Source organism: Citrobacter sp. Cf072, from assembly GCF_030334485.1.
Taxonomy (GTDB): Bacteria; Pseudomonadota; Gammaproteobacteria; order Enterobacterales; family Enterobacteriaceae; genus Citrobacter; species Citrobacter freundii.
On record NZ_JAOWDX010000046.1, the window covers coordinates 292,303 to 317,100 of the forward strand.

At 53.6% G+C, this 24,798-nt stretch carries 21 protein-coding genes and 1 pseudogene; 12 read left to right on the forward strand and 10 right to left on the reverse strand.

The features are described 5' to 3' along the window. Positions 1-35 precede the first annotated feature (35 nt). Both OGX66_RS18545 and OGX66_RS18550 read right to left on the reverse strand, forming a co-directional pair. Positions 36-1,481, reverse strand: coding sequence for a tagaturonate reductase (locus OGX66_RS18545; protein WP_121540734.1), 1,446 nt, complete (start codon positions 1,479-1,481; stop codon positions 36-38). Between the two features lie 13 nt (positions 1,482-1,494). After that, positions 1,495-2,517 carry a zinc-binding alcohol dehydrogenase family protein gene (locus OGX66_RS18550; protein WP_003837229.1) on the reverse strand — a complete coding sequence of 341 codons (1,023 nt, stop codon included), beginning with the start codon at positions 2,515-2,517 and terminating at the stop codon, positions 1,495-1,497. Between the two features lie 136 nt (positions 2,518-2,653). Here OGX66_RS18550 and OGX66_RS18555 point away from each other — a divergent pair, with 136 nt between their 5' ends. From OGX66_RS18555 to OGX66_RS18565, 3 genes are all read left to right on the forward strand, one after another. Beyond that, positions 2,654-3,568 (forward strand): GntR family transcriptional regulator, encoded by a 915-nt coding sequence (locus OGX66_RS18555; RefSeq protein ID WP_003019148.1) that lies wholly within the window; start codon positions 2,654-2,656, stop codon positions 3,566-3,568. A 213-nt stretch (positions 3,569-3,781) separates the two neighbouring features. Continuing rightward, positions 3,782-5,143: an MFS transporter gene (locus OGX66_RS18560; RefSeq protein ID WP_003845612.1), complete on the forward strand. Its 1,362-nt coding sequence runs from the start codon at positions 3,782-3,784 to the stop codon at positions 5,141-5,143. A 52-nt stretch (positions 5,144-5,195) separates the two neighbouring features. Continuing rightward, complete coding sequence (locus OGX66_RS18565; protein ID WP_270924654.1) at positions 5,196-5,711, forward strand: GNAT family N-acetyltransferase; 516 nt, start codon at positions 5,196-5,198, stop codon at positions 5,709-5,711. A gap of 85 nt (positions 5,712-5,796) precedes the next feature. Here the strand turns inward: OGX66_RS18565 and tsr are convergent, their stop codons facing one another. Continuing rightward, positions 5,797-7,458, reverse strand: coding sequence for a methyl-accepting chemotaxis protein (gene tsr / locus OGX66_RS18570; RefSeq protein ID WP_257679653.1), 1,662 nt, complete (start codon positions 7,456-7,458; stop codon positions 5,797-5,799). Between the two features lie 365 nt (positions 7,459-7,823). Between tsr and btsT the strand changes: the two genes are divergently transcribed. From btsT to yjiA, 3 genes are all read left to right on the forward strand, one after another. Further along, on the forward strand, positions 7,824-9,974 hold the full coding sequence (gene btsT / locus OGX66_RS18575; protein WP_088902764.1) for a pyruvate/proton symporter BtsT: 2,151 nt from the start codon (positions 7,824-7,826) through the stop codon (positions 9,972-9,974). Positions 9,975-10,084: 110 nt separating this feature from the next. Next, positions 10,085-10,279, forward strand: coding sequence for a YbdD/YjiX family protein (locus OGX66_RS18580; RefSeq protein ID WP_003830038.1), 195 nt, complete (start codon positions 10,085-10,087; stop codon positions 10,277-10,279). A gap of 12 nt (positions 10,280-10,291) precedes the next feature. Then, positions 10,292-11,248, forward strand: a complete 957-nt coding sequence (gene yjiA / locus OGX66_RS18585) for a GTPase (RefSeq protein ID WP_088902765.1) — start codon at positions 10,292-10,294, stop codon at positions 11,246-11,248. A 63-nt stretch (positions 11,249-11,311) separates the two neighbouring features. Here the strand turns inward: yjiA and OGX66_RS18590 are convergent, their stop codons facing one another. Beyond that, a complete protein-coding gene (locus OGX66_RS18590) occupies positions 11,312-11,614 on the reverse strand; it encodes a BrnA antitoxin family protein (RefSeq protein ID WP_003837217.1) in 303 nt (100 codons plus the stop codon). After that, positions 11,601-11,888, reverse strand: coding sequence for a BrnT family toxin (locus tag OGX66_RS18595; protein WP_003837215.1), 288 nt, complete (start codon positions 11,886-11,888; stop codon positions 11,601-11,603). Before OGX66_RS18595 ends, OGX66_RS18590 begins: the two co-directional genes overlap by 14 nt. 234 nt (positions 11,889-12,122) lie before the next feature. Here OGX66_RS18595 and OGX66_RS18600 point away from each other — a divergent pair, with 234 nt between their 5' ends. The 5 genes from OGX66_RS18600 to symE all read left to right on the forward strand — a co-directional run bounded on the left by OGX66_RS18600 (position 12,123) and on the right by symE (position 19,663). Further along, positions 12,123-13,289, forward strand: coding sequence for a restriction endonuclease (locus OGX66_RS18600; RefSeq protein ID WP_270924653.1), 1,167 nt, complete (start codon positions 12,123-12,125; stop codon positions 13,287-13,289). Positions 13,290-13,384: 95 nt separating this feature from the next. Next, positions 13,385-15,814, forward strand: a complete 2,430-nt coding sequence (gene hsdR, locus OGX66_RS18605) for an EcoAI/FtnUII family type I restriction enzme subunit R (RefSeq protein ID WP_270924652.1) — start codon at positions 13,385-13,387, stop codon at positions 15,812-15,814. A gap of 74 nt (positions 15,815-15,888) precedes the next feature. Then, the gene (locus OGX66_RS18610) at positions 15,889-17,358 is read left to right on the forward strand and encodes an N-6 DNA methylase (RefSeq protein WP_270924651.1); all 1,470 of its coding nucleotides are present in this window, start codon (positions 15,889-15,891) and stop codon (positions 17,356-17,358) included. Next, positions 17,358-19,103, forward strand: a complete 1,746-nt coding sequence (locus OGX66_RS18615; protein ID WP_270924650.1) for a restriction endonuclease subunit S — start codon at positions 17,358-17,360, stop codon at positions 19,101-19,103. The genes OGX66_RS18610 and OGX66_RS18615 overlap by 1 nt, the downstream gene beginning before the upstream one ends. 215 nt (positions 19,104-19,318) lie before the next feature. Beyond that, positions 19,319-19,663: an endoribonuclease SymE gene (gene symE / locus OGX66_RS18620; protein ID WP_270924649.1), complete on the forward strand. Its 345-nt coding sequence runs from the start codon at positions 19,319-19,321 to the stop codon at positions 19,661-19,663. Positions 19,664-19,749: 86 nt separating this feature from the next. Here the strand turns inward: symE and OGX66_RS18625 are convergent, their stop codons facing one another. The 4 genes from OGX66_RS18625 to OGX66_RS18640 all read right to left on the reverse strand — a co-directional run bounded on the left by OGX66_RS18625 (position 19,750) and on the right by OGX66_RS18640 (position 22,653). Next, positions 19,750-20,814: a DUF2955 domain-containing protein gene (locus tag OGX66_RS18625; protein ID WP_270924648.1), complete on the reverse strand. Its 1,065-nt coding sequence runs from the start codon at positions 20,812-20,814 to the stop codon at positions 19,750-19,752. Continuing rightward, on the reverse strand, positions 20,804-21,871 hold the full coding sequence (locus OGX66_RS18630; RefSeq protein ID WP_003837201.1) for an HlyD family secretion protein: 1,068 nt from the start codon (positions 21,869-21,871) through the stop codon (positions 20,804-20,806). Before OGX66_RS18630 ends, OGX66_RS18625 begins: the two co-directional genes overlap by 11 nt. Before the next feature lie 6 nt (positions 21,872-21,877). Continuing rightward, positions 21,878-22,342 carry a MarR family winged helix-turn-helix transcriptional regulator gene (locus tag OGX66_RS18635; protein WP_003019178.1) on the reverse strand — a complete coding sequence of 155 codons (465 nt, stop codon included), beginning with the start codon at positions 22,340-22,342 and terminating at the stop codon, positions 21,878-21,880. Positions 22,343-22,488: 146 nt separating this feature from the next. After that, positions 22,489-22,653, reverse strand: coding sequence for a DUF1127 domain-containing protein (locus OGX66_RS18640; protein ID WP_003019180.1), 165 nt, complete (start codon positions 22,651-22,653; stop codon positions 22,489-22,491). A gap of 177 nt (positions 22,654-22,830) precedes the next feature. Here OGX66_RS18640 and OGX66_RS18645 point away from each other — a divergent pair, with 177 nt between their 5' ends. Next, entirely contained in the window at positions 22,831-24,243 is a 1,413-nt protein-coding gene (locus tag OGX66_RS18645; RefSeq protein ID WP_003019183.1) for an aminotransferase-like domain-containing protein, read from the forward strand. Positions 24,244-24,294: 51 nt separating this feature from the next. On the opposite strand, the pseudogene OGX66_RS18650 reads toward OGX66_RS18645, so the two are convergent. Beyond that, a pseudogene (locus OGX66_RS18650) lies at positions 24,295-24,684 on the reverse strand (Rpn/YhgA-type helix-turn-helix domain-containing protein); the annotation flags it as partial. Between the last annotated feature and the right edge of the window lie 114 nt (positions 24,685-24,798).

Below are 24,798 nucleotides of genomic sequence, written 5' to 3' on the forward strand. Positions count from 1 at the left end.
GCGCCCAACACCACACCGGGCGCTGCATGGCAACCTTATTCCAGACCGTTCACCGCCTGGCGTATACCCTGCACCAGAATCATCTCCAGGTTGGCCGTCACCTGCCCGGCAAGCCCAGGTAACAACGTCAAATCCTCTCCCCAGTGCGCCGCATCGCCAAGCACTGCATCCACCAGTTCACGCAGCGTTAAATCATTGCCAACTCGCGGCCACAGGCTGGCATAGAGGCTTACCCACTGCTCATCATCCTGTATCGGATAGCGTTCCCCGTTACGCTCTGCGCGATAAAACGCCAGCAGCGCAGCGAGGGCAAACGTTAACCGCACTGGCCAGCGCCCATTTTGCTCACCCGCCAACAGTTGCGGCAAAATTCGGGTGCGGAATTTAGTCATTCCGTTAAGCGCAATGGAAAGCAACTGGTGGCGAATGTAGGGGTTCTGAAAACGCCCGCTCACCGCGTCGGCAAATTCTCGCAGTTCGTCCGCCGGGAGATCCAACACCGGAATAATCTCCTCACTAATCGCCCGCTCGACAAAGCGGCGGATATCAGCATCCTGCATCGCCTCGCCAACGGTCTCCAACCCGCACAGCCACGCCACCGGCACCAGCGCCGTATGCGCGCCATTGAGAATAGCGACTTTGCGCTCTTTGTACGGTTTGATATCGCTCACTACACGGATATTCAGCGGACACTGCGCCAGCTTCAGCTCCTCTGCCAGCCACTGCGGCCCCTGGATCACAAACAGGTAAAAATGCTCCGCGGTATCGAGAAACGCATCGTGATAGCCAAGTGTAGCCTCCAGCGCAGCGGCTTCTTCGCGCGGGTAGCCGGTGACAATACGGTCAACCAGCGTGGAACAGAACGTGTTTGCCGTCTCCACCCAGTCGGCAAATGCCGGAGGAAGCTGCCACTCCTGCGCATACCGCAGCACCAGGGATTTGAGCGCCTCACCGTTATAGTCGATAAGCTCGCACGGAATAATTACCCAGCCCTTATCCACCGCGCCCTCAAAGTGGTTAAAGCGCTCCATCAGCAGGCGCGTCAGTTTGGCCGGAAAGCTCACCGGCGGCGCATCATCCACACAGTCTGCCGCGTGATAGCTAATTCCGGCTTCGGTAGTATTTGAAAACACAAAACGGATATCTGCATTGTGCGCCAGCGCCAGATACGCCGCGAAATCCTGGTACGGGTTGATTTCGTTATTCACCGACCGGATAAGCCGCGCCTCACTCACCGCCTCACCCTGCTCGTTTAGCCCGCGAATAAGCGTGGTATACAGCCCGTCCTGGGTATTCAGCGACGGCGGGAAATCGGTATTAATTGGCCGAACGATAGTCACGCCAGCGTTCAGATCGGTATGCTCGTTGAGGATATCCAGTTGCCAGTCGACAAACGCCCGCAGAAAGTTACCTTCTCCAAACTGGATCACACGCGTTGGGTAGCTGGCTCCCGGAAAATCACGTCGATTCAATGTTTTCATCCTGTTTTCCCTCTCAGAACGTGATCACGCCTTTAATCAGTTCACGGTTGTTGATTACATCCCGCTCGTAGATTTCAGCCAGTGTGGCAAACGCGTAACGGTGCGTAAGCATCATGTCGGCGGTCAATTTGCCTTCCGACATCAGGCGGCCCACTTTGGCGAAATCTTCCGGCGTGGCGTTGCGACTGCCCATCATGGTGGTCTCTTTCTTGTGGAACTCAGGGTCAGAGAACTGCAAATCGCCTTTAAACAACCCAACGAAAACGATGCTGCCACCATGACGAATCAAATTCACCGTGTTATTCATCGCATGCTGATTCCCCGTGGCATCAATCACCTTTTGCGCCAGCGAACCGCCAAACTGAGCGCGCAGCTGCGCATCAAAATCTTCAGCGGATGGGTCGATAACCGGAAGTCCCAGGCGGGAAACCACATGGTCTCGGCGTGCGGGACTGGTATCGGCGACCACCACCTGTGCGCCATCGGCTTTGGCTATCGCTGCAGCCCCTAGGCCAATCGGACCAGCGCCGACCACCAGCACCTGCTCACCCGGCGCCACCGCCGCCCGGCGTACCGCATGCGCGCTGATGGCATAAGGCTCAATCAGCGCCGCCGCCTGCGGGTCAATCCCCTGCGCATCCAGCAGGTTGGTCACCGGAACGGACAAATATTCACTGAAACCGCCATCCTGGTGCACGCCAATTACTGAAATCTTCTCGCAGCAGTTGGTGCGCCCGCTCAGGCATGCCGGACACTGCTGGCAGGCCACGTAAGGAATAACCGCCACCTGCTGACCATTTTTCAGATTCTGTATATTCTTACCCAGCCCGACAATTTCCCCGCATATTTCATGCCCTAATACACGTGGGTAGCTGAAAAAAGGTTGATTGCCACCCCAGGCATGAATATCGGTACCACAAATCCCTACCGATTTAATTTTTATTAATGCTTCGCTCTCACCCGGAATAGGTATTTCGCGTTCTTTCCAGACTAATTTTTTAGGTTCCTGGCAAATCAACGTATTCATCGTAGACATGATTCTGCTCTCCTGTTTTTTGTTGCCTCAGATATCAACGAAAATAAAAAAGACGGAGAAAGCAGAAACACAATCTGTGAATCCCAGCGCATAAAAATGTTTTAAATCGGGTTTTAATAGATAAAAAGGAGAAGCCATGAGCCGTTCGCAGAACTTACGCCACAATGTGATTAACCAGATTATCGATGATATGGCGCGTGGTCATATCCCTTCCCCTCTCCCGTCGCAAAGCGCACTAGCGGAGATGTACAACATCAGCCGCACCACCGTGCGTCATATGCTGAGCCACTTAGGCGAGTGCGGCGTGCTGACCCAGGTCGGCAGCCACTATGTTATCGTGCGTAAACCCGACCATGACGACGGTTTTGCCTGCACCACCGCCTCCATGACCGAGCAAAACCGGATTTTTGAGCAGGCTTTTTTCACCATGATCAACCAGCGCCAGCTGCGTGCAGGCGAGAGCTTCTCCGAACTGCAGCTTGCCAGAGCCGCGGGCGTCAGTCCGGTAGTCGTACGGGAATATCTTTTAAAATTCGAACGTTACAACCTGATCAAAAACGAAAAACGCGGTCAGTGGAGCATGAAGCAGTTCGATCAGGCCTATGCGGAGCAGCTGTTTGAACTCAGAGAAATGCTGGAAACCCATTCCCTGCAGCATTTTCTCAATCTGCCCGACGATGACCCACGCTGGCTGCAGGCGAAAACGCTGCTGGAACGCCACCGGATCCTGCGCGACAGCATCGGCAGCAGCTTTCGTATGTTCTCGCAGTTAGACCGTGAGTTTCATGCCTTGCTGCTCTCTGCTGCCGATAATATATTTTTCAATCAATCACTTGAAATCATCTCCGTGATTTTCCACTTCCACTATCAGTGGGATGAGAGCGACCTCAAACAACGCAACATCATTGCCATCGATGAGCATATGACCATCCTCAGCGCGCTGATCTGCCGCAGCGACCTGGATGCCACCCTGGCGCTCTGTAACCATTTGAATTCAGCCAAACAATCAATGATTCGTTCCATCAACCAGAGTCATAGCGCCGCCCATTAAGTACCGATAAAAAACAGCAAATCATTACCGGGAGCACGATTTTATAAAAATAAAAACGCCTGAAAAATACCTCTTGCCTATGCTCACGCTAAGTCGACTGCATTAAAAACTTTTGTGAGCGGTGATGAGCAAATTGATTCATCATCGGTATTTTTTCAATACTGCACAGTTCTGCTGTGTGAAAAATAAATTATTGAGGTTCAGGAGTCCGGCGTGGAAAAAAATAATATTACCCTCGACCCGAGTTCTTCGTTTGGCACGTCATCATCTGCGGATATTAATGTTCCGCCTGAGGGCATGGTGCAACGCAGTAGCCGAATAAAACGTATTCAGACCACGGCAATGATTTTATTATTTTTTGCTGCGGTCATTAATTACCTCGACCGCAGTTCTCTGTCGGTCGCCAACTTAACGATTCGTGAAGAACTGGGGCTGAGCGCCACGCAAATCGGCGTGCTGCTGTCGGTATTTTCTCTCGCTTATGGTATTGCGCAATTGCCCTGCGGCCCGCTGCTGGATCGCAAAGGTCCGCGCATTATGTTGGGGCTGGGGATGTTCTTCTGGTCGCTGTTTCAGGCGATGTCCGGCATGGTACACAGCTTCACCCAGTTTGTGTTGGTGCGTATCGGGATGGGGATCGGCGAAGCGCCAATGAACCCGTGCGGCGTAAAGGTCATCAACGACTGGTTTAACATCAAAGAGCGCGGCCGCCCGATGGGATTATTCAACGCCGCCTCCACCATCGGGGTTGCCATTAGCCCGCCGATTCTGGCTGCCATGATGCTGGTAATGGGCTGGCGCTGGATGTTCATCACCATTGGCGTGCTGGGTATTTTCCTCGCCATCGGCTGGTACATGCTGTATCGCAACCGCGAGCAAATTGAGCTGAGCGCCACGGAACAAGCGTACCTGAACGCTGGTAGCGTCAATGCCCGCCGCGATCCGCTGAGCTTTGCCGAATGGCGCAGCCTGTTTCGCAACCGTACCATGTGGGGCATGATGCTGGGCTTTAGCGGCATCAACTATACCGCATGGTTATACCTGGCCTGGCTGCCGGGCTACCTACAAACCTCCTACAACCTGGATTTAAAAAGCACCGGATTAATGGCGGCGATCCCGTTCCTGTTTGGCGCAGCCGGCATGTTGATTAACGGTTTTGTCACCGACTGGCTGGTAAAAGGCGGTATGGCGCCGATTAAGAGCCGTAAGATTTGTATAATCGCCGGGATGTTCTGCTCTGCAGCCTTCACCTTCGTTGTGCCGCAGGCCACAACGTCGATGGCCGCCGTGTTACTGATCGGTATGGCGCTGTTCTGCATCCACTTCGCCGGTACCTCGTGCTGGGGCCTGATCCACGTCGCCGTCGCCTCACGCATGACCGCTTCCGTGGGCAGTATCCAGAACTTTGCCAGCTTTATCTGCGCGTCGTTTGCGCCGATCGTCACCGGATTTATTGTTGATACCACCAACTCTTTCCGCCTGGCGCTGATCATCTGTGGCTGCGTCACCATGGTGGGGGCCCTTGCCTACATCTTCCTGGTTCGCCAGCCCATTAGCGATCCACGTAAAGATTAATCCTCCAGATGCCCGATAACACCGTGCTTATCGGGCATGTTATGCTCCTCGTATGAACATCACCTTACGCGCTACTACTCTGGCAGACACAGCCGCTCTTCCCGCCATCGAACGATCTGCGGGGCAACGTTTTTTACAGATCCCGGAACTGGCGTGGATTGCTGATGACCAGATTATATCGGCTGCTCAGCATCAGGCATTTGCCGCCACTGGCTTGAGCTGGCTGGCGCAGGCCGATGAGCATCCGGTCGGCTTTTTAGTCGCCGAAACGCTGGATTCATCGCTGTTCATTGCAGAACTGTCGCTGCATCAGGAGTGGCAGGGAAAAGGAATTGGCCGCCGATTCATTTGCTATGTTGCCGAACAGGCGTGCGAGAAAGGTTACACGTCGCTCACGCTGACCACCTTCCGCGATGTGCCGTGGAATGCGCCATGGTACGCGCGTCTGGGATTTGAAATGTTGGCTGAAGAGACGCTGCCTGCAAAGTTGCGCCAGAAAAGAGAAGAGGAAGCGGCGCATGGACTGGCATATGAATCGCGCTGCGCCATGCGCCTGATGTTGCGCTAATTGCCCGATGGCGGCTACGCCTTATCGGGCCTACGTAACATTCCCGTAGGCCGGATAAGCGATAGCGCCATCCGGCATCACAGTCTTAGAACGTTTCCCAGTTATCCCCGGCATCCGCTACCGCGGCTTTACGCGGCTGGACCGTTGAAACCGGTTTAGCGGCCGCAACGTCACGCGCGCGCTGTTGGTCATGCTGAATACGGAACACGGCAACGGCTTGAGTCAGGCGGCTGGCCTGCTCTTCCAGCGCGGCAGCGGCAGCGGCGGATTCTTCCACAAGCGAGGCGTTCTGCTGCGTCACACGATCCATCTCGGCAACGGCCAGACCAACCTGATCAATACCGCGGCTCTGTTCATCAGAAGCAGAGGCGATTTCACCCATGATATCGGTCACGCGGGTTACCGCATTGACGATCTCATCCATGGTTTCACCGGCGCTTTCAACCAGCGTTGAACCAACATCCACACGGCTGACCGAGTCTTCAATCAGGCTCTTAATCTCGCGCGCGGCCTGCGCACTACGCTGGGCCAGGTTACGCACTTCACCCGCAACCACCGCAAATCCACGGCCCTGCTCGCCCGCACGTGCGGCTTCTACCGCGGCGTTGAGTGCCAGAATATTGGTCTGGAAGGCAATGCCGTCGATGACGCTAATAATGTCGGCGATCTTCTGCGAACTGGAAGCGATATCACGCATGGTTTGCACCACGTTGTCCACCACTTTGCCGCCTTTCTGCGCGGTTTCCGACGCACTCAGCGCCAGATGGCTGGCCTGACGCGCGTTTTCGGCGTTCTGCTTCACGGTTGCCGTCAGCTGTTCCATGCTGGCTGCGGTTTCTTCCAGAGAGGCCGCCTGCTGTTCGGTACGGGAGGAGAGATCGTTATTGCCCATCGCAATCTCGCTGGCCCCGCTGTAAATCGCGTTGGCGCCGTTACGCACGTCACCCACGGTATTCATCAGCTCACCCTGCATGTGACGCAGGCTTTCCGCCAGTTGCCCAATCTCGTTGGAACCTTCCACTTCAATGCGCTTCACCAGATCGCCGCTGGCGATATGACGAATGCTGTCAATCAGACGGTTCATTGGGGAGATAAGGGTCAGTTTGATACCAAACCACACCGCAATAATCGCCGCCAGTACGGTAATCAGCACGCAGATCAGCACCCACATCGCCTGGCTGTAAGAGCTGTTGTTATCTTCCACCGCGATGTCATACAGGCGATCGTTCTGCTGCATGTAATTGATATATTGCTTCTCAAAACCATCCTGATAACTCTGCGTCGGTTGATCAAAGAACGCGTTGATCTTCCCGTCACCCAGTAACTGGATCAGCTCCGCCAGCGCACCGTGATAGATGTCATAGGTGCGGTTGATCTCCTGGAAAGCGGCTTCGCTTTGGCGCGGATCGCGCGGGAGCGACTCGTAAATCGCCCAGTTTTTTTCCGTCAGCTTCAGCGCCGTACTCGCCACCTGCATCAGCTCGGCAACGGTCGCGCCGCTGCCGATATTGCTCTGATCCATCATGTAGCGAATGCCTGCCCGGTTCAGGGTGTTACGCGTTTGCAGCAGCTCAACCCAGGTGGCGTTCAGCGCAGACTGTTGCTGGCGAATGGTTTGCAGAACGGTAAAGTTCTCTTTGTCATTCTTAAGTGAGTTAAAAAACAAGCCGCCCGAGGCGAGCTGTAAAAGGCCAAATAGCGCCAATACCAGCAGTAAGCTGGTAACAATCTTCATACGTTTTAACATGTTTTCTCTTTCCGCTAGACAGATGTCAGAATTTTCGGCCTGGAAAGGGAAAACTTTATGAAATTTGTGCTAGTTGAATCGATCTCAGCATCGACGATTCGTCGATCTACGCCGTCTGCCAAAGCGCTAAGCGGGTTTATTAGTGATCTCAATCACATAAATATACCCGTTAGTCCCCACCGCTTACCGCTCGCTGACACTTGGGACCGCTTAAGCTGACATACAACCGCTCACTTATTTACCTTACTTTACGCGCGTAATTCTCTGGCAAGATCCCCCCAACATAGCAGTCAAATAACCTCCTCAAACACAAGATCTAACCCACGCGGCTTCGGCCAATTATTAATTAGATACCAGGTTTTACTATGGATACGAAAAAGATATTCAAGCACATACCCTGGGTGATTCTCGGAATCATCGGTGCATTCTGCCTCTCGGTAGTGGCATTACGTCGGGGTGAGCACATCAGTGCCCTGTGGATCGTAGTCGCCTCAGTTTCTGTTTATCTGGTGGCTTATCGTTACTACAGTTTGTACATCGCCCAAAAGGTGATGAAACTTGACCCGACGCGCGCCACGCCGGCGGTCATCAATAATGATGGTCTGAACTACGTTCCAACCAACCGTAACGTGTTGTTTGGTCACCACTTTGCTGCTATCGCAGGTGCAGGTCCGCTGGTTGGGCCGGTACTGGCCGCGCAGATGGGCTACCTGCCTGGTACGCTGTGGCTGCTGGCGGGCGTAGTGTTGGCCGGTGCGGTACAGGACTTCATGGTGCTGTTTATCTCTTCTCGCCGTAACGGCGCATCTCTGGGTGAGATGATCAAAGAAGAGATGGGCCCGGTGCCGGGAACCATTGCGCTGTTCGGCTGCTTCTTAATCATGATCATCATCCTCGCGGTACTGGCGTTGATCGTGGTGAAAGCACTGGCTGAAAGCCCGTGGGGTGTGTTCACCGTCTGCTCAACCGTACCTATCGCGCTGTTCATGGGGATCTACATGCGATTCCTGCGCCCAGGACGCGTGGGCGAAGTGTCGGTGATTGGTATTGTGTTGCTGGTTGCCTCCATCTACTTCGGCGGCGTGATTGCGCACGACCCGTACTGGGGCCCGGCGCTGACCTTTAAAGACACCACCATTACCTTCACCCTGATCGGTTACGCGTTTATCTCCGCGCTGCTGCCGGTATGGCTGATCCTTGCCCCGCGCGACTATCTGGCTACCTTCCTGAAAATCGGCGTTATCGTCGGTCTGGCGGTGGGGATTGTTATCCTCAACCCGGAACTGAAAATGCCGGCGATGACCCAGTACGTTGATGGTACTGGCCCGCTGTGGAAAGGCGCTCTGTTCCCGTTCCTGTTCATCACCATCGCGTGTGGTGCGGTATCTGGCTTCCACGCGCTGATCGCTTCCGGTACTACACCGAAGCTGCTGGCCTGTGAAACCGACGCGCGTTTCATTGGTTACGGCGCGATGCTGATGGAATCCTTCGTGGCGATTATGGCGCTGGTTGCTGCGTCCATCATCGAACCGGGTCTGTACTTCGCAATGAACACCCCGCCTGCGGGCCTTGGCATCACCATGCCGAACCTGCATGAAATGAGCGGTGAGAACGCCCCGCTGATTATGGCGCAGTTGAAAGACGTTACCGCACACGCAGCGGCAACCGTCAGCTCCTGGGGTTTTGTGATTTCGCCTGAGCAGATCCTGCAAACCGCGAAAGACATCGGCGAGCCGTCTGTTCTGAACCGCGCAGGTGGCGCACCGACGCTGGCCGTTGGTATCGCCCACGTGTTCCATAAAGTGCTGCCGATGGCTGACATGGGCTTCTGGTACCACTTCGGTATCCTGTTCGAAGCGCTGTTCATCCTGACCGCACTGGACGCCGGTACCCGTTCTGGCCGCTTTATGCTGCAAGATTTACTGGGTAACTTCGTTCCGTTCCTGAAGAAAACCGACTCTCTGGTTGCGGGTATCATTGGTACTGCGGGCTGCGTAGGCCTGTGGGGTTACCTGCTGTATCAAGGTGTTGTTGACCCGCTGGGCGGCGTTAAGAGCCTGTGGCCGCTGTTCGGTATCTCTAACCAGATGCTGGCTGCCGTGGCGCTGGTTCTCGGCACCGTGGTGCTGATTAAAATGCAACGCACCAAATACATCTGGGTTACCGTGGTTCCGGCAGTATGGCTGCTTATCTGCACCACCTGGGCGCTGGGTCTGAAACTGTTCAGCACCAACCCGCAGATGGAAGGCTTCTTCTTCATGGCGAATCAGTACAAAGAGAAGATTGCTAACGGCGGCGAACTGACCGCTCAGCAGATTGCCAACATGAATCATATCGTCATCAACAACTACACCAACGCAGGCCTGAGTATTCTGTTCCTGGTGGTGGTGTACAGCATCATTTTCTACGGGTTCCGTACCTGGCAGAAAGCCCGTACCATCAACGGTCGCTCTGATAAAGAGACACCGTATGTACCTGTGCCGGAAGGCGGCGTGAAAACCTCTTCACATCATTAAGCCGTAATTGCCGGATGGCGCTGCGCTCATCCGGCCTACAAAATGTGCAGTATGTAGGCCGGATAAGGCGCAAGCCGCCATCCGGCTTTATTCATTAACAGGACGGCAGAATGTTTGGTACTTTAGGTCAGGCAAAAAAATATCTCGGTCAGGCGGCAAAGATGCTGATTGGCATTCCGGACTACGACAACTACGTCGAGCACATGAAGACCAACCATCCCGATAAGCCTTACATGACCTACGAAGAATTCTTCCGCGAGCGCCAGGAAGCCCGCTACGGTAGCGGCGGAAGCAGTTGCTGTTAGAAGGAGAAGTGAATGACCCCGATTGCAGTTACCCTACTCACCGGTTTTCTTGGCGCGGGTAAAACTACCCTGCTGCGCCATATTCTTAACGAGCAGCACGGTTACAAGATTGCCGTTATCGAAAACGAATTCGGCGAAGTCTCGGTGGACGATCAGCTGATTGGCGATCGCGCAACACAGATCAAAACCCTGACCAACGGCTGCATCTGCTGCACCCGTTCGAGCGAACTGGAAGACGCGTTGCTCGATCTGCTCGACAACCTCGACAAAGGCACCATCAATTTCGACCGTCTGGTGATCGAATGCACCGGCATGGCCGATCCCGGCCCGATTATTCAGACCTTTTTCTCCCATGAAGTAATTTGCGAACGCTACCTGCTGGACGGCGTGATTGCGCTGGTTGACGCGGTGCATGCCGACGAGCAGATGAACCAGTTCACCATTGCCCAGTCTCAGGTGGGCTACGCCGACCGCATCCTGCTGACCAAAACCGACGTAGCAGGTGAAAGCGAAAAACTGCGTGAGCGCCTGGCGCGCATCAACGCCCGCGCCCCGGTGTATACCGTCACGCATGGCGATATCGACCTCTCTCTGCTGTTCGACACCAACGGTTTCATGCTGGAAGAGAACGTGGTCAGCACCAAACCGCGCTTCCACTTTATCGCCGACAAGCAAAACGATATCTCCTCGATCGTCGTCGAGCTGGATTACCCGGTGAACATCAGCGACGTGTCCCGAGTGATGGAAAACCTGCTGCTGGAATCCGCTGAGAAGCTGCTGCGCTACAAAGGTATGCTGTGGATTGAAGGCGAGCCAAACCGCCTGCTGTTCCAGGGCGTCCAGCGCCTGTACAGCGCCGACTGGGACCGCCCGTGGGGCGACGAACAACCGTACAGCCAACTGGTGTTTATCGGCATTAACCTGCCGGAAAACGAGATCCGCGCCGCGTTTGCGGGGTTGAAGAAGTAGATTTTTTGTAGGCCGGATAAGGCGCAGCCGCCATCCGGCATTCACTGCCCCAGTATATTCTGACTATTTCTTATTTTGCTCGCGCAGCATCGCTTCGCGCAAAATGGCATTAAGGCGCGTCTGATATCCTTTTCCTGGACGTTTCAGCCACTCCATCACATCGGCATCAATACGCACCGAGGCCTGCGTTTTTAACGGACGGAAAAACTTACCGCGTGTGGCCTCTGACCACTGCTTATCTTCGGTCACGGGAATGTCACTGTAATCGATATCATCGTCCGGTTTATTCGCCAGCGCTTTCAGTTCAGCCTCATGCTGAGCACTCAGCGCAGATATGCTGCCGCGTTTATGCTTAACCATGTTCATAACGACTCCTCTCCTTACTGTCTGCTTTTCTGGCACTGATGATACGAATGACTTCAAAGCCACTTTCAAACCTAACGCTATGGGCAACCAGAATAACCACAATGCCATGAACGAGGCCGATGGTCTGCCAGCGATACTCACCGTTCTCATGCCGATCCTGCCGCGAAAGATGTTGGGGATCGTCAAACACCAGCACCGCATCCTCAAACCGGACACCGTGTTTTCTCAGGTTACTTTGTGCCTTGTTTGCATCCCATTCAAACTCCATTGGCATGTATTTCATCCCTAATTGTATATACAAAAATGTATCTACAATTATCTTATGATTATAGCGAAATTGTTGGAAATAACATCACATTTTGCTGTTGATAGGATGAACTTTAGTAGGCCGGATAAGGCGTAGCCGCCATCCGGCACAGGCAGTTTTCATTCCGATAAGTGATTCATCCCATGGAATTTTTCACCTGGTGTGGCAAGCTATTGCCATTGCACTCGTTAAGGGACCAACGTGAAAAATTACAAAGTGATTACCCCGCTTTTTCCGACCTACGCCCAGGTAAAAGCGATGATGAAAGCCGTTTCAGGCTATTCCCTGAAAGCCGTGCGCGATATGATTACCGCCATTCACGAGCAAACAGGAACACCGCAACAACCCGTTGACTGGTCCGAACCGGATCTCTGGATCAGCGAGCGCTTGTCAGGTGAAGATGCCGAAATCGCCCGCCGTATCTGGGATAGCGATAACCATATTCTGAACCCACGCCACAGCTACGGCTGCTATTTATTCCTCAACTACCCGCAGTTCGACCTGATGAAAAGCACGCCAGATGATGCCTGGCAACCCACTCCTCGTGGGCAACAATTTCTGCATGATGACGAAAAGACATTGCGTTCGCTTGACGATCAGGAAGGCATCCTGCAGCTTCTGGAACTACTGGCAGGCCGAGAAATGTCGCGTCGCGCGGATTTACTTCCCGAATGGCAAGCCTTTTTGCACCAGCACTCTAAATTCGCTTCTGCCAGTTCCGTTAAGAGCACGCTCTACTCTCGCCTCAATAACCTGATCGACCGTGAGATGGTGAACCGCGAAGGCATGAGCTATCGCATCACCGATGCCGGACGCGGCTGGCTTGGCAAAGCGCTACCAGCCCGAAAAAGCGATCCGCGTAAAGAGCTTTTGGACGCCGTGAAGCGCTACAACGAGCAGCAAAAAGAGCTGCTGCGCGAGCAAATCAGCACCATGAATCCGTACAAGTTTGAGCATCTAGTCGGACAATTGCTGGAAGCCATGGGCTACGAACAGGTTGAAGTGACCAAAGCCTCCGGCGATAAAGGTGTGGACGTGATTGGTCAGGTACAGGTTGGCATTACCACCATCACCGAAGTAGTACAGGTAAAACGGATGCAGAACACCATCACGCGTCCGTATATCGACCAGCTACGCGGCGCACTGCCTTACCACAAAGCCATTCGCGGCACGCTGATCACTACTGGCAAATTTGCCGCCAAATGCGCGGAAGCAGCGCTGTTTCCGGGGGCCGCCCCTATCACGTTGATTGATGGCGACCGCCTGCTGGAAATGTTGATAGAAAATAACGTCGGGATTCGACGCAGCAATGCGGTGGAGCTGCTGGACGTGGATTTACAGCTGTTTGATGAGCTGGAGATTGAGTAACGTGCAAAACGCAGTAGCAAAGCCATTTCTGTTCATGGCTTGCATAACAATATTGTGTAAAATCAGAGCAATCCCATTATCGGTAGAGAACGGACATGGCTGACCTGAACCTGAGTACCCTGACGGAAGCAGACATCATCACCAAATGCGTTATGCCCGCCATCCTTGATGCTGGCTGGAACGACACAACGCAAATCAGACAAGAGGTCAAACTCCGGGACGGCAAGGTCATCGTGCGCGGCAAAGTCGCAGCGCGCAGAACGGTGAAATCCGCCGATATCGTGCTGTATTACAAGCCGGGCATTCCGCTGGCGGTCATTGAAGCCAAAGCCAACAAACACGAAATCGGCAAAGGGATGCAACAGGGCATAGAGTACGCACGCCTGCTGGACGTTCCTTTTGTCTTTGCTACCAACGGCGATGGCTTTATCTTCCGCGATGCCACGGTTGCTGACGGCGAATTAATGGAAAAACCGATTACCCTCGGCGAATTCCCTTCTCCCTCGGAACTGTGGCAAAAATTGTGCTTATCAAAAGGCTACACCGAAGCTCAACTTCCGGTGATTACTCAGGACTACTACGACGACGGCAGCGGCAAAGCACCGCGTTATTACCAGCTACAGGCCATCAACAAAACCATTGAAGCCGTCTCCGCCGGGCAGAACCGCGTTCTGCTGGTGATGGCGACCGGAACGGGAAAAACCTATACCGCCTTCCAGATTATCTGGCGCTTATGGAAAGCGAAAAGTAAGAAGCGGATCCTGTTCCTCGCCGATCGCAACATTCTGGTCGATCAGACCAAAAATAATGACTTCCTGCCGTTTGGCACGGCGATGACCAAAGTCACCGGCCGCACCATCGATCCGGCATTTGAAATCCATCTCGCGCTGTACCAGGCCATCACCGGCCCGGAAGAAGATCAAAAAGCCTTTAAACAGGTAGCCCCGGATTTCTTTGACCTGATTGTGATCGACGAATGCCATCGCGGCAGCGCTTCGGAAGATAGCGCGTGGCGCGAAATCCTCGACTACTTCAGCGCCGCCACGCAGATTGGCTTAACCGCCACGCCGAAAGAGACCCATGAAGTCTCCAGCACCGATTACTTCGGTGACCCGGTGTATATCTACTCGCTCAAAGAAGGCATCGAAGACGGCTTCCTTGCCCCATACAAAGTGGTGCGCGTCGACATCGACGTCGATCTCCAGGGCTGGCGTCCCACCAAAGGTCAGACGGATAAAAACGGCGAGCTGATCGACGACCGCATCTACAACCAGAAAGATTTTGACCGCACGATGGTGATTGATGAACGCACCGAACTGGTAGCGAAAACCATTACCGATTACCTCAAGCGCACCAACCCGATGGATAAAACCATCATCTTCTGTAACGACATCGATCACGCGGAGCGGATGCGCCGCGCGCTGGTCAATCTCAACCCGGAACAGGTCAAGAAGAACGACAAGTACGTGATGAAAATCACCGGCGATGACGACATCGGCAAAGCCCAACTGGATAACTTTATTAATCCCAAAAAAGAGTATCCGGTTATCGCCACCACCTCCGAGCTGATGACCACCGGTGTGGATGCCAAAACCTGCAAACTGGTGGTGCTGGACCAAAACATTCAGTCGATGACCAAATTCAAGCAGATCATCGGCCGCGGCACCCGCATCGATGAACGCTACGGCAAGCTATGGTTCACCATCCTCGACTTCAAAAAGGCCACCGAGCTGTTCGCCGACGAACGCTTTGACGGCATCCCGGAAAAGGTGATGGACACCACGCCGGAAGATATCGCCGACCCGGACTCCGATTTTGAAGAGCAGTTCGATGAGCACGACGAAGAAGTTGAGGACGTTGTTACCGGTGCCGATGAAGATCCCGCGCCGTATACCGTTACCGGTACAGACGATGTCGGCCCGCTGCCGGAAGACGACGAGAACAAAGTGCGCAAGTTCCACGTCAACGGCGTGGCCGTCGGCGTGATCGCCCAGCGTGTGCAGTATTACGATGCCGACGGCAAGCTGGTCACCGAATCCTTCAAAGACTACACCCGCAAAACGCTGCTTAAAGAGTACGCCTCGCTGGATGATTTCACCCGCAAATGGCAGGACGCCGAGCGCAAACAGGCCATCATCAAGGAACTGGAGCAGCAGGGGATTATCTGGGAAGTGCTGGCGGAAGAGGTCGGTAAAGAGCTCGACCCGTTCGACATGCTGTGTCACGTGGTGTATGGTCAGCCGCCGTTAACCCGCAAAGAGCGGGCGGAGAACGTGCGTAAGCGCAACTACTTCACCAAATACTCCGACGCCGCGCAGGCGGTGCTGAATACGCTGCTGGATAAATACGCCGACGCGGGCGTGCAGGAAATAGAGAGTATTCAGGTGCTGAAGCTCAAGCCGTTCGACAGCATGGGTACGCTGCCGGAGATCATTAAAAGCGGATTCGGCGACCGTAACGGGTATAATCAGGCCATCAGCGAGCTGGAGAGCGAAATCTACCACTTACCGCCCCGCTCCGCGTAACCACTCCCCTTTTGCGCCTTCTGCTGCCATCGCGTAGCAGAAGGCCTTATTGTTAATGAAACATGGAACACATCATGTCAATCAGCTCAGTTATCAAGTCATTACAGGACATTATGCGCAAAGACGCCGGCGTGGACGGCGATGCGCAGCGCCTCGGCCAGCTCTCCTGGCTGCTGTTTCTGAAAATCTTCGACGCCCAGGAAGAGGCGCTGGAACTGGAGCAGGATAACTACCAGTACCCTATTCCGCAGCGCTACCTGTGGCGCACCTGGGCGGCGAACGCCGAAGGCATTACCGGTGATTCCCTGCTGGAGTTCGTCAACGACGACCTGTTCCCGGCGCTGAAAAACCTCACCGCGCCTATCGATAAGAACCCGCGCGGCTTTGTGGTCAGACAGGCGTTCAGCGATGCCTATAACTACATGAAAAACGGCACCCTGCTGCGTCAGGTGATCAACAAGCTGAACGAAATCGACTTCACCAGCGCCAGCGAACGCCACCTGTTCGGCGACATTTATGAACAGATCCTCAAAGATCTGCAATCGGCGGGCAATGCCGGTGAATTCTATACCCCGCGCGCCGTCACCCGTTTTATGGTCGATCGCGTCGATCCGAAGCTTGGCGAGTCGATTATGGACCCGGCCTGCGGCACCGGCGGCTTCCTCGCCTGCGCGTTCGATCACGTAAAAAACAAATACGTAAAAAGCGTGGCCGATCACCAGACGCTGCAACAGCAGATCCACGGCGTGGAGAAAAAACAGCTTCCGCACCTGCTGGCGACCACCAATATGCTGCTGCACGGCATTGAAGTGCCGGTGCAAATTCGTCACGACAACACCCTCAACAAACCGCTGTCGTCGTGGGATGAACAGCTGGATGTCATCGTCACCAACCCACCGTTCGGCGGCACCGAAGAAGACGGCATTGAGAAGAACTTCCCGGCGGAGATGCAGACCCGCGAGACGGCGGATCTGTTTCTGCAACTGATTATTGAAGTGCTGGCGAAAAACGGCCGCGCGGCGGTGGTGCTGCCGGACGGCACGCTGTTTGGCGAAGGCGTGAAAACCAAGATCAAAAAGCTGCTCACCGAGGAGTGCAACCTGCACACCATCGTGCGTCTGCCGAACGGCGTGTTTAACCCGTACACCGGGATCAAAACCAACCTGCTGTTCTTTACCAAAGGCCAGCCGACCAAAGAAATCTGGTTCTACGAGCACCCGTACCCTGCAGGTGTGAAGAACTACAGCAAAACCAAACCGATGAAATTTGAGGAATTCCAGGCCGAGATCGCCTGGTGGGGCAACGAGGCCGACGGCTTCGCCAGCCGCGTCGAGAACGAGCAGGCGTGGAAGGTTAGCATCGACGAGGTGATTGCCCGCAACTTTAACCTCGATATCAAGAACCCGCACCAGGCGGAAACCATCAGCCACGACCCGGATGAACTGCTGGCACAGTACGCGAAGCAGCAGGAAGCGATCCAGACCCTGCGCCACCAGTTGCGCGATATCCTCGGCGCGGCGCTCTCCGGTAAGGAGGCCAATTGATGGCGGTGGAAAAACTAATTGTCGACCATATCGACACCTGGACCACGGCGCTGCAAACCCGCTCCACGGCCGGGCGTGGCAGCTCGGGCAAGATTGACCTGTACGGCATCAAGAAGCTGCGCGAGCTGATTCTGGAACTGGCGGTGCGCGGCAAGCTAGTGCCGCAGGATCCGAACGACGAACCGGCGTCAGTACTGCTGGAGCGTATTGCGGCGGAAAAGGCCGAGCTGGTGAAGCAGGGGAAAATTAAAAAGCCCAAGCCGCTGCCGGAGATTAGCGAGGAGGAGAAACCGTTTGAGCTGCCGGGGGGGTGGGAATGGGCTAGATTTGAAACAGCTCTAGATTTCAGCGGAGGGAGTCAACCACCGAAATCATTTTTTATTGAAGAGCCAAAAGAAGGCTATGTTCAACTGATTCAAATCAGAGATTTGGGGGAATACCCACAACCTGTTTATGTCCCTATAAATAAAGTAACTAAACTTTGCACTTCAGAAGATATATTGATTGGCCGCTATGGTGCATCTGTTGGTAAAGTTTTCTGGGGAAAAAATGGGGCATATAATGTTGCATTAATCAAAATAGATAATTCTTACAATCTTTATAATAATCAATTTCTGTTTTGGTTATTAAAAAGTCCATTGGGCCAAAGTTTATTTTCCGGAATATCTCGTTCCGCGCAGGATGGTTTTAATAAATCAGACATTGCCGAAAAGTTACTCCCTGTTTTATCAGAGAAAGAACAATCTAAAATTGTTGTTAGAATAAACGATCTCATGTCCCTCTGCGACCAACTGGAACAGCACTCCCTGTCCAGTCTGGACGCCCATCAACAGCTAGTTGAAACCCTGCTAACCACGCTAACCGACAGCCAGAACGCCGATGAACTGGCCGAAAGCTGGGCGCGTATCAGCGAGCATTTCGACACGCTGTTTACCACCGAAGCCAGCATTGATGCCTTAAAACAGACCATTCTGCAACTGGCGGTGATGGGCAAACTGGTACCACAGGATCCGAGCGATGAGCCAGCCTCTGAACTGCTCAAACGTATTGCGCAGGAAAAAGCGCAACTGGTGAAAGACGGGAAAATGAAAAAGCAAAAATCGTTACCGCCGATCAGTTGTGAAAATATGCCATTTAATTTACCAGAAAATTGGGTGTGGTGTCGGTTTGGTAATATCGTTAAAAGTTTGTCAAATGGCCTATATAAATCCGAAAGTCATTATTCCAACGATGGGATAATTTCTTTAAGAATGTATAACATCCAAAATGGAATCATTGACTTTGCCGATGTTAGGCGAGTTAAAGTCACTGAACTTGAGAAATACAAATATATTCTTGAAGAAGGCGATCTGTTAATAAACAGAGTAAACAGCAAAGAATTAGTTGGAAAAACTGCTATTATACCAGAGATAAACGAACCACTTCTTTTTGAAAGTATGAACATGAGGGCATGCTTATTCAAAGAGATTATAAGTTCACATTACATAAACACTTTATTTCAAAGTGAATATATAAAAAAAGAACTATCTCTTTATGCCAAAGAAGCCATCAGCCAAGCATCAATTAATCAGCAGCAAATAACCGAACTACTAATTCCTCTACCACCTAGCATTGAACAAAAAAATATTGTAGATAAAGTTAATTTGCTTCTATCATTATTAGATCAGGTAAAATATTGCATGGATAAAATAAAAAACACTCAAGTCCACCTGGCCGAAGCCCTCACCGACGCCGCCATCAATTAACCCACCCCCAGAAACCAATAAAGCGGCTAAATAGCCGCTTTATTCCCATCACCAAAAATAATCCATCCCCGCATCCACGCCGTTATTTTCATTCATTTTCAGCTGGACTTTCCTTCTATTCCCTGATGATATATACAGGTATTTTTCGCAAGACGCCCGTGCTGCAACACGAGCGCCTCGCTAATCACAATCACTATTCATAGGAAATAGCCATCATGACTACCCCGCATTCTATTGCAGAATTCACCGATCCAGAAGTCTCCCCGGCAAATAACCGCACCGCTACCGTCAGTTATGCGAGTCGTTATCCGGATTACACGCATGTTCCGGCAATTATTATGAAAGGCCAGTGGCTGGAAGCTGCCGGTTTTACCACCGGAACCCCATTCGATGTCAGAGTGATGCCAGGCTGCATTGTACTGACGGCAAAACTGCCGGAGCCGGAAGAATCGGCGTTATTGCAGTCGCTGCGTCGGGTGTGCAAGCTGTCCGCGCGTAAGCAACAGCAGGTGCAGGAGTTAATCGACGTAATTTCAGCCAAGACACGCAGACAGGGATAATCCCCGCGCGCTGCGCTTACCGGGCCTACAAACCTTCTTCTGTAGGCCGGATAAGGCGCAGCCGCCATCCGGCACTGGCCCCCCACTCACTCGGTGATCACAAATCGTGTCGCCGCAAAGCAGTTCAAAACGCGGTGCACCAGAAATACCATCGTTAACGTGGCCAGCAGCGCGACGGTAACGGAAGTGATGCGATAGAGATCGCTGAACACCAGGTCCTGATCCGGATGCAGGTTCTGGCCGAACATAATGCCGATGGTGGTGATACTGGCAAAACCCACGCCCGCACCGACTTTTTCCATCACGTGCAGGCGGGCGCTGAACGCCAGTCCAAGGCCAATCAGCGGCATCATCAACAGCATATGGTTGCTGAAATCATAGATAAGCAGTTGCACCAGCAGAATATACAGACAAGCCAGCACCACACCGACCACGCGCCAGAGAGAGCTCAACACCGCGCCGCGATAATGCATCGGAAACAGGATCAAAATGCCCGCCATCAGCGCCGACAGCGAATCACTCAAGTCACAGATCTGGAAGACAACAAAAATCATCGTCGCCACCGTGCCGGAAAGCAGCGGCTCGTGGCGCACCCGGGCGTCATCTTTCTCAATGCGCGGCGGCGGCTGGCGGGGTTCCACGTCCGGGATCAGATAATGCAGCAACGCGCTCAGCGCCACCGCCATGACGCAGGCTTCCATATTGGAGAACATCAGCGTATGCCAGTTGGTGGTGGGATAGCTCATAAAATTGAGCATCGTGCTCTGGCACACCACGCCCATTGAGCCGAACAGAAACAGCGGTCCTTTGCTCATCAAACGAAAACGCACCACGTACAGGCCAAATACCACCAGCGTCATAATCAGCGGCCATTGTGAGAGATAGCCGACAATCAGTACCATTTCGACGCAGTTCACTGCCGCGCTGAACACAAATTGCTTGGCCACATGGCGGTTGAACACCGGCACCAGCGACAACAGCATCAGCGGATAAACCACAAAAAACACGCCGTACTGCACGTTATAAAAGGTCGAGATACTCAGCGCGATTGTCCCGGCAACCGAGATACGCAGGGTCTGGCGAAAATCATTGGCGGTGTAGACAATATTCCCGTGCGGCGTAAAGACGTGAGCCAGGGTGTTAATAGACATAATGTAGCCAGCTAACGAGATGGATCTGCGCTCCGGCAAAGGTGCGGGCGAACATCCCCTCGCTGTTGTACAGCTGTACCGTGGCGCGTGCCCCGGTCGGCAACGGCGTGTCGAGCGGTTCGTTCAGCGCGACGTGAATACGCATACGCTGGGCGTCGCGCACCCAGCGGGTAGACTGTTCTGGTTGCGACAGTTGGCCGTTAACCTGCTCCTGACCCGCCAGAATACCGGCATCACTGCTGGTGACGCGGGCAGAGAAAACCTTGCCCGGCATGGCGTCGAACACTACGGCGGCATCGGTATCCACCCGGGTGTGGCGCAGGCTTTTCTCGCGAAAGTCGGCCACGATATCGGTCTGGTGGCTGACCAGCGCCAGTAGCGGCGTGGCGGCAGTGGCGTAAAGTCCGGGGCTAAGCTGGAGGTTGCTCACCGTGCCGTCGGTCTGTGCATATACTTTGCTCCAGCCGAGGTTCAGTTGCGCCTCTTCCAGCGCGTTACGGTATTTTTGCAGCGTCACGTTGCGGTTTTCATCGCGCTCGCCACGTTGGATCAGCAGGTTCTGAATACTGGCATTGAGCGCCGACACCGACTGCTCGCTGGTTTGCCAGGCGGTGCGCACCTTGTCGAGATCGGCTTGCGACACGTTCTGCATGGCGCTCAGGCGCTGATAGCGGTCAAAGGTGGTCTTGTCGTTCCGGGCGTTGAATTGCGCGGTACGCAGGTTGGCACGCACAGAGGCGATCTGCGCATCCAGCTGTTGGTTGCTCAGCTTTGCTTGCTCAAGGGCGATTTGCGCAGCCTCGACCTTATTGATAAATGGCGTCGGATCCAGTTCGTACAGCAAATCGCCCTTTTTCACCTGGCTATTGTTATGTACATGCACCTGCGAGACGTAGCCGGATACGCGTGAGGAAACGGGCGTTACTACACGCATCACCGTGGAGTCCGGTGTTAGCGGGATCCAGATATCGGCAACGATAAACCAGGCGAATATTACCAGGAAAGCGGCAATACTCACCCTTACCCAACGGGCAAATTTTTGTTCTGGGGTCATCATAGTTTTTTAGTGTTGATTGTCTTCTTCGCGGATTGTCCGCAAATTGCAGGCGAGTTGATTTAAGGTCGAGCTGAAGGCGGCAAGCTCCGCTTCGGGGATGGTACACGTGACGCGATGTTGGTAGTTCTCAATCACCCGGTTTAGTTCTTCCAGCCTTGCGCGGCCTTGCTCGGTCAGCGTGAGCAGGCGAATGCGTTTGTCATAAGGCGATGTGGAACGCAACAGATAGCCGTGCTTTTCCAGCTGTGAGAGAGTGCGCATCAGCGGCGGCAGTTCAATACCCTGCACCTCCGCCAGTTCACTGACCGAGACGTTGTCTCCCAGTTGATACAGCTGCATCAATACCGTCCAGCTTGACTGCGTCAGGCCAGTGTCGGTAATGGCTGCATCAATAATGGCCCGCCACTGGCGCACCACCATTGCCATGCGCATCCCCATCGGACGGCGGGCAAACAGTTCATCTTCAGTCATGTATCCTTCCCCTCATCGCTGAGAAGAAAATAATACTTATCATGGTAAGTATCAAGAAACACATCATTCAGAAGCATGAATTGATAAATACTATGAATACAAAAGAGGCCGGGCGATAACCCCCAGCCTCTGCCGATGAAAGAAAATCACTCCACCTGATCGCGTCGCAGCCCGACGTCCCGCAGCCGCTCGTCGCTCATCTGTTGCAACAGGCGCCGCGTTTGCGCTCGCAGTCGCCACGCCTTGTATGCCCGCCAGATCAGTACAAACCCAATAAACGGCTGTTTTGCTTTATTCTCGTGAAATTCCATACCTTGCCTCCCCGCCTTGCCAGAGGCTTTATCTTCACGGATTTGGCACAAAACAATACAGACTCACAAAGTACTTTTATTTAACATACAGATTGGTTAAAAAGAGTTCTGCATCGCTTTTTTCACGCCAATCTGTACCGGTTTGTTAATCTGTATGGTACCCATGAGGGATACAGCATGACGCGTTACCAACATCTGGCCAATCTGCTGGCCGAACGCATTGAGCAAGGTCTGTATCGCCATGGCGAAAAACTGCCTTCGGTACGCAGCCTGAGCCAGGAGCACGGGGTCAGCATCAGCACCGTCCAGCAGGCATATCAGACGCTGGAACAACTACGGCTGATCACGCCGCAGCCGCGTTCCGGTTATTTTGTCGCACCACAAAAAGCACAGCCGCCGGTGCCGCTGATGTCGCGCCCGGTCCAACGTCCAGTCGAGATAACCCAGTGGGATCAGGTGCTGGACATGCTTGCAGGTCATGCAGACAAATCGATAATCCCTTTTAGCAGTGGCGTGCCCGATATCAATCAACCCAGCCTGAAACCGCTCTGGCGCGAGCTAAGCCGCGTGGCGCAGCATAATCTCAAGGCGGTTCTGGGCTACGATGAATTACCAGGCTGTCGCGAATTGCGTCAACAGATTGCCCGGCTCATGCTGGACGGAGGTTCGGTCATCAATGCGGATGATATTGTGATCACCAGCGGGAGTCAGAGCGGGATGTCACTGGCGCTGCTGGCAGTCTGCCAGCCAGGGGATATCGTCGCCGTAGAATCGCCCGCCTATTACGGCACGATGCAGCTGCTACGCGGATTAGGGATCAAAGTTATAGAGATCCCAACCGATCCGGATACAGGGATCAGCATTGAAGCGCTGGAACTGGCGCTGGATCAGTGGCCGATTAAAGGGGTGATTCTGGTTCCTAACTGCAATAATCCCCTCGGATTTATTATGCCGGATGCGCGTAAACGGGCGGTGCTCGCCCTCGCCCAGCAGCACGATATTGTTATTTTTGAAGATGATGTGTACGGAGAGCTTGCCACGGAATATCCCCGTCCGCGCACAATACACTCCTGGGACAGCGATGGTCGGGTGCTACTGTGCAGTTCATTTACCAAATCCGTGGCGCCGGGGTTGCGCGTCGGTTGGGTTATTCCCGGTCGTTATCACGATAAATTTCTGCATATGAAATATGCCGTCATCGGCACTAACGTTCCTGCTACGCAGCTGGCGGCCGCCGCTTTCGTGCGTGAGGGGCATTATCATCGGCATGTTCGCCGTATGCGTCAGATCTACCAGCGCAATATGGAGATCTACACCTGTTGGGTACGGGAATACTTCCCCTGCGGGATCTGCGTCACCCGACCAAAAGGCGGCTTTATGCTGTGGGTTGAGCTGCCGCACCAGGTCGATATGGTCTGTGTCGCTAAGCAGCTCTGTCGCCTCAAAATCCAGGTTGCACCGGGTTCGCTGTTCTCCGCATCAGGAAAGTATCGCAACTGCGTACGCATCAACTGCGCGTTGCCGCCAAACGAGAAGCATCGGGAAGTGATGCAGAAGCTCGGCGAGGCGGTAAAGGTGGCGATAGAGTAAATCAGACCGCCCGGTGCTACCGGGCTGGCGATAGCACGGATTAAGTCATTTCTAATGGCTTACGCCCTGAATATCTTCAACGGAAAGTCGGGTAATTTTTTGCACCGTGCTGAGATCAGTACCGTCGGCCAGCATGGTGCGGGCAATACGCAACGCTTCAGTACGTTGCCCCTCAATAAGACCTTCCTGCTTGCCTTTTTGCGCGCCTTCCTGCTGACCCTCAAGCCACCCTTTTTGAAATCCAGCCTCATGCAATCTGTCTGCGATCGTCATCAAATGCTCCTTGTGCTGCGGTGAACGTTCGGCAACCCCGCGAATAAACTCACTGAATCGAGGTGCATCGCCGGTGCGTAAAATATAATTAAACAGCGTCTTTATCTGGCTGTCATTAGTCACTCCAGTAAGTAGCAGGGAAACAATTTGCTCAACAAGCCCCATAAGGAAGCCACACCCTCACCTGCAACTTTCTCTGTTTGCGAGACGATTTCCGGGATAAAAACGTCCCTATGTAACGTCTGCATTTGTCTGGAACCCGTCACGCAGAATCACGACCTC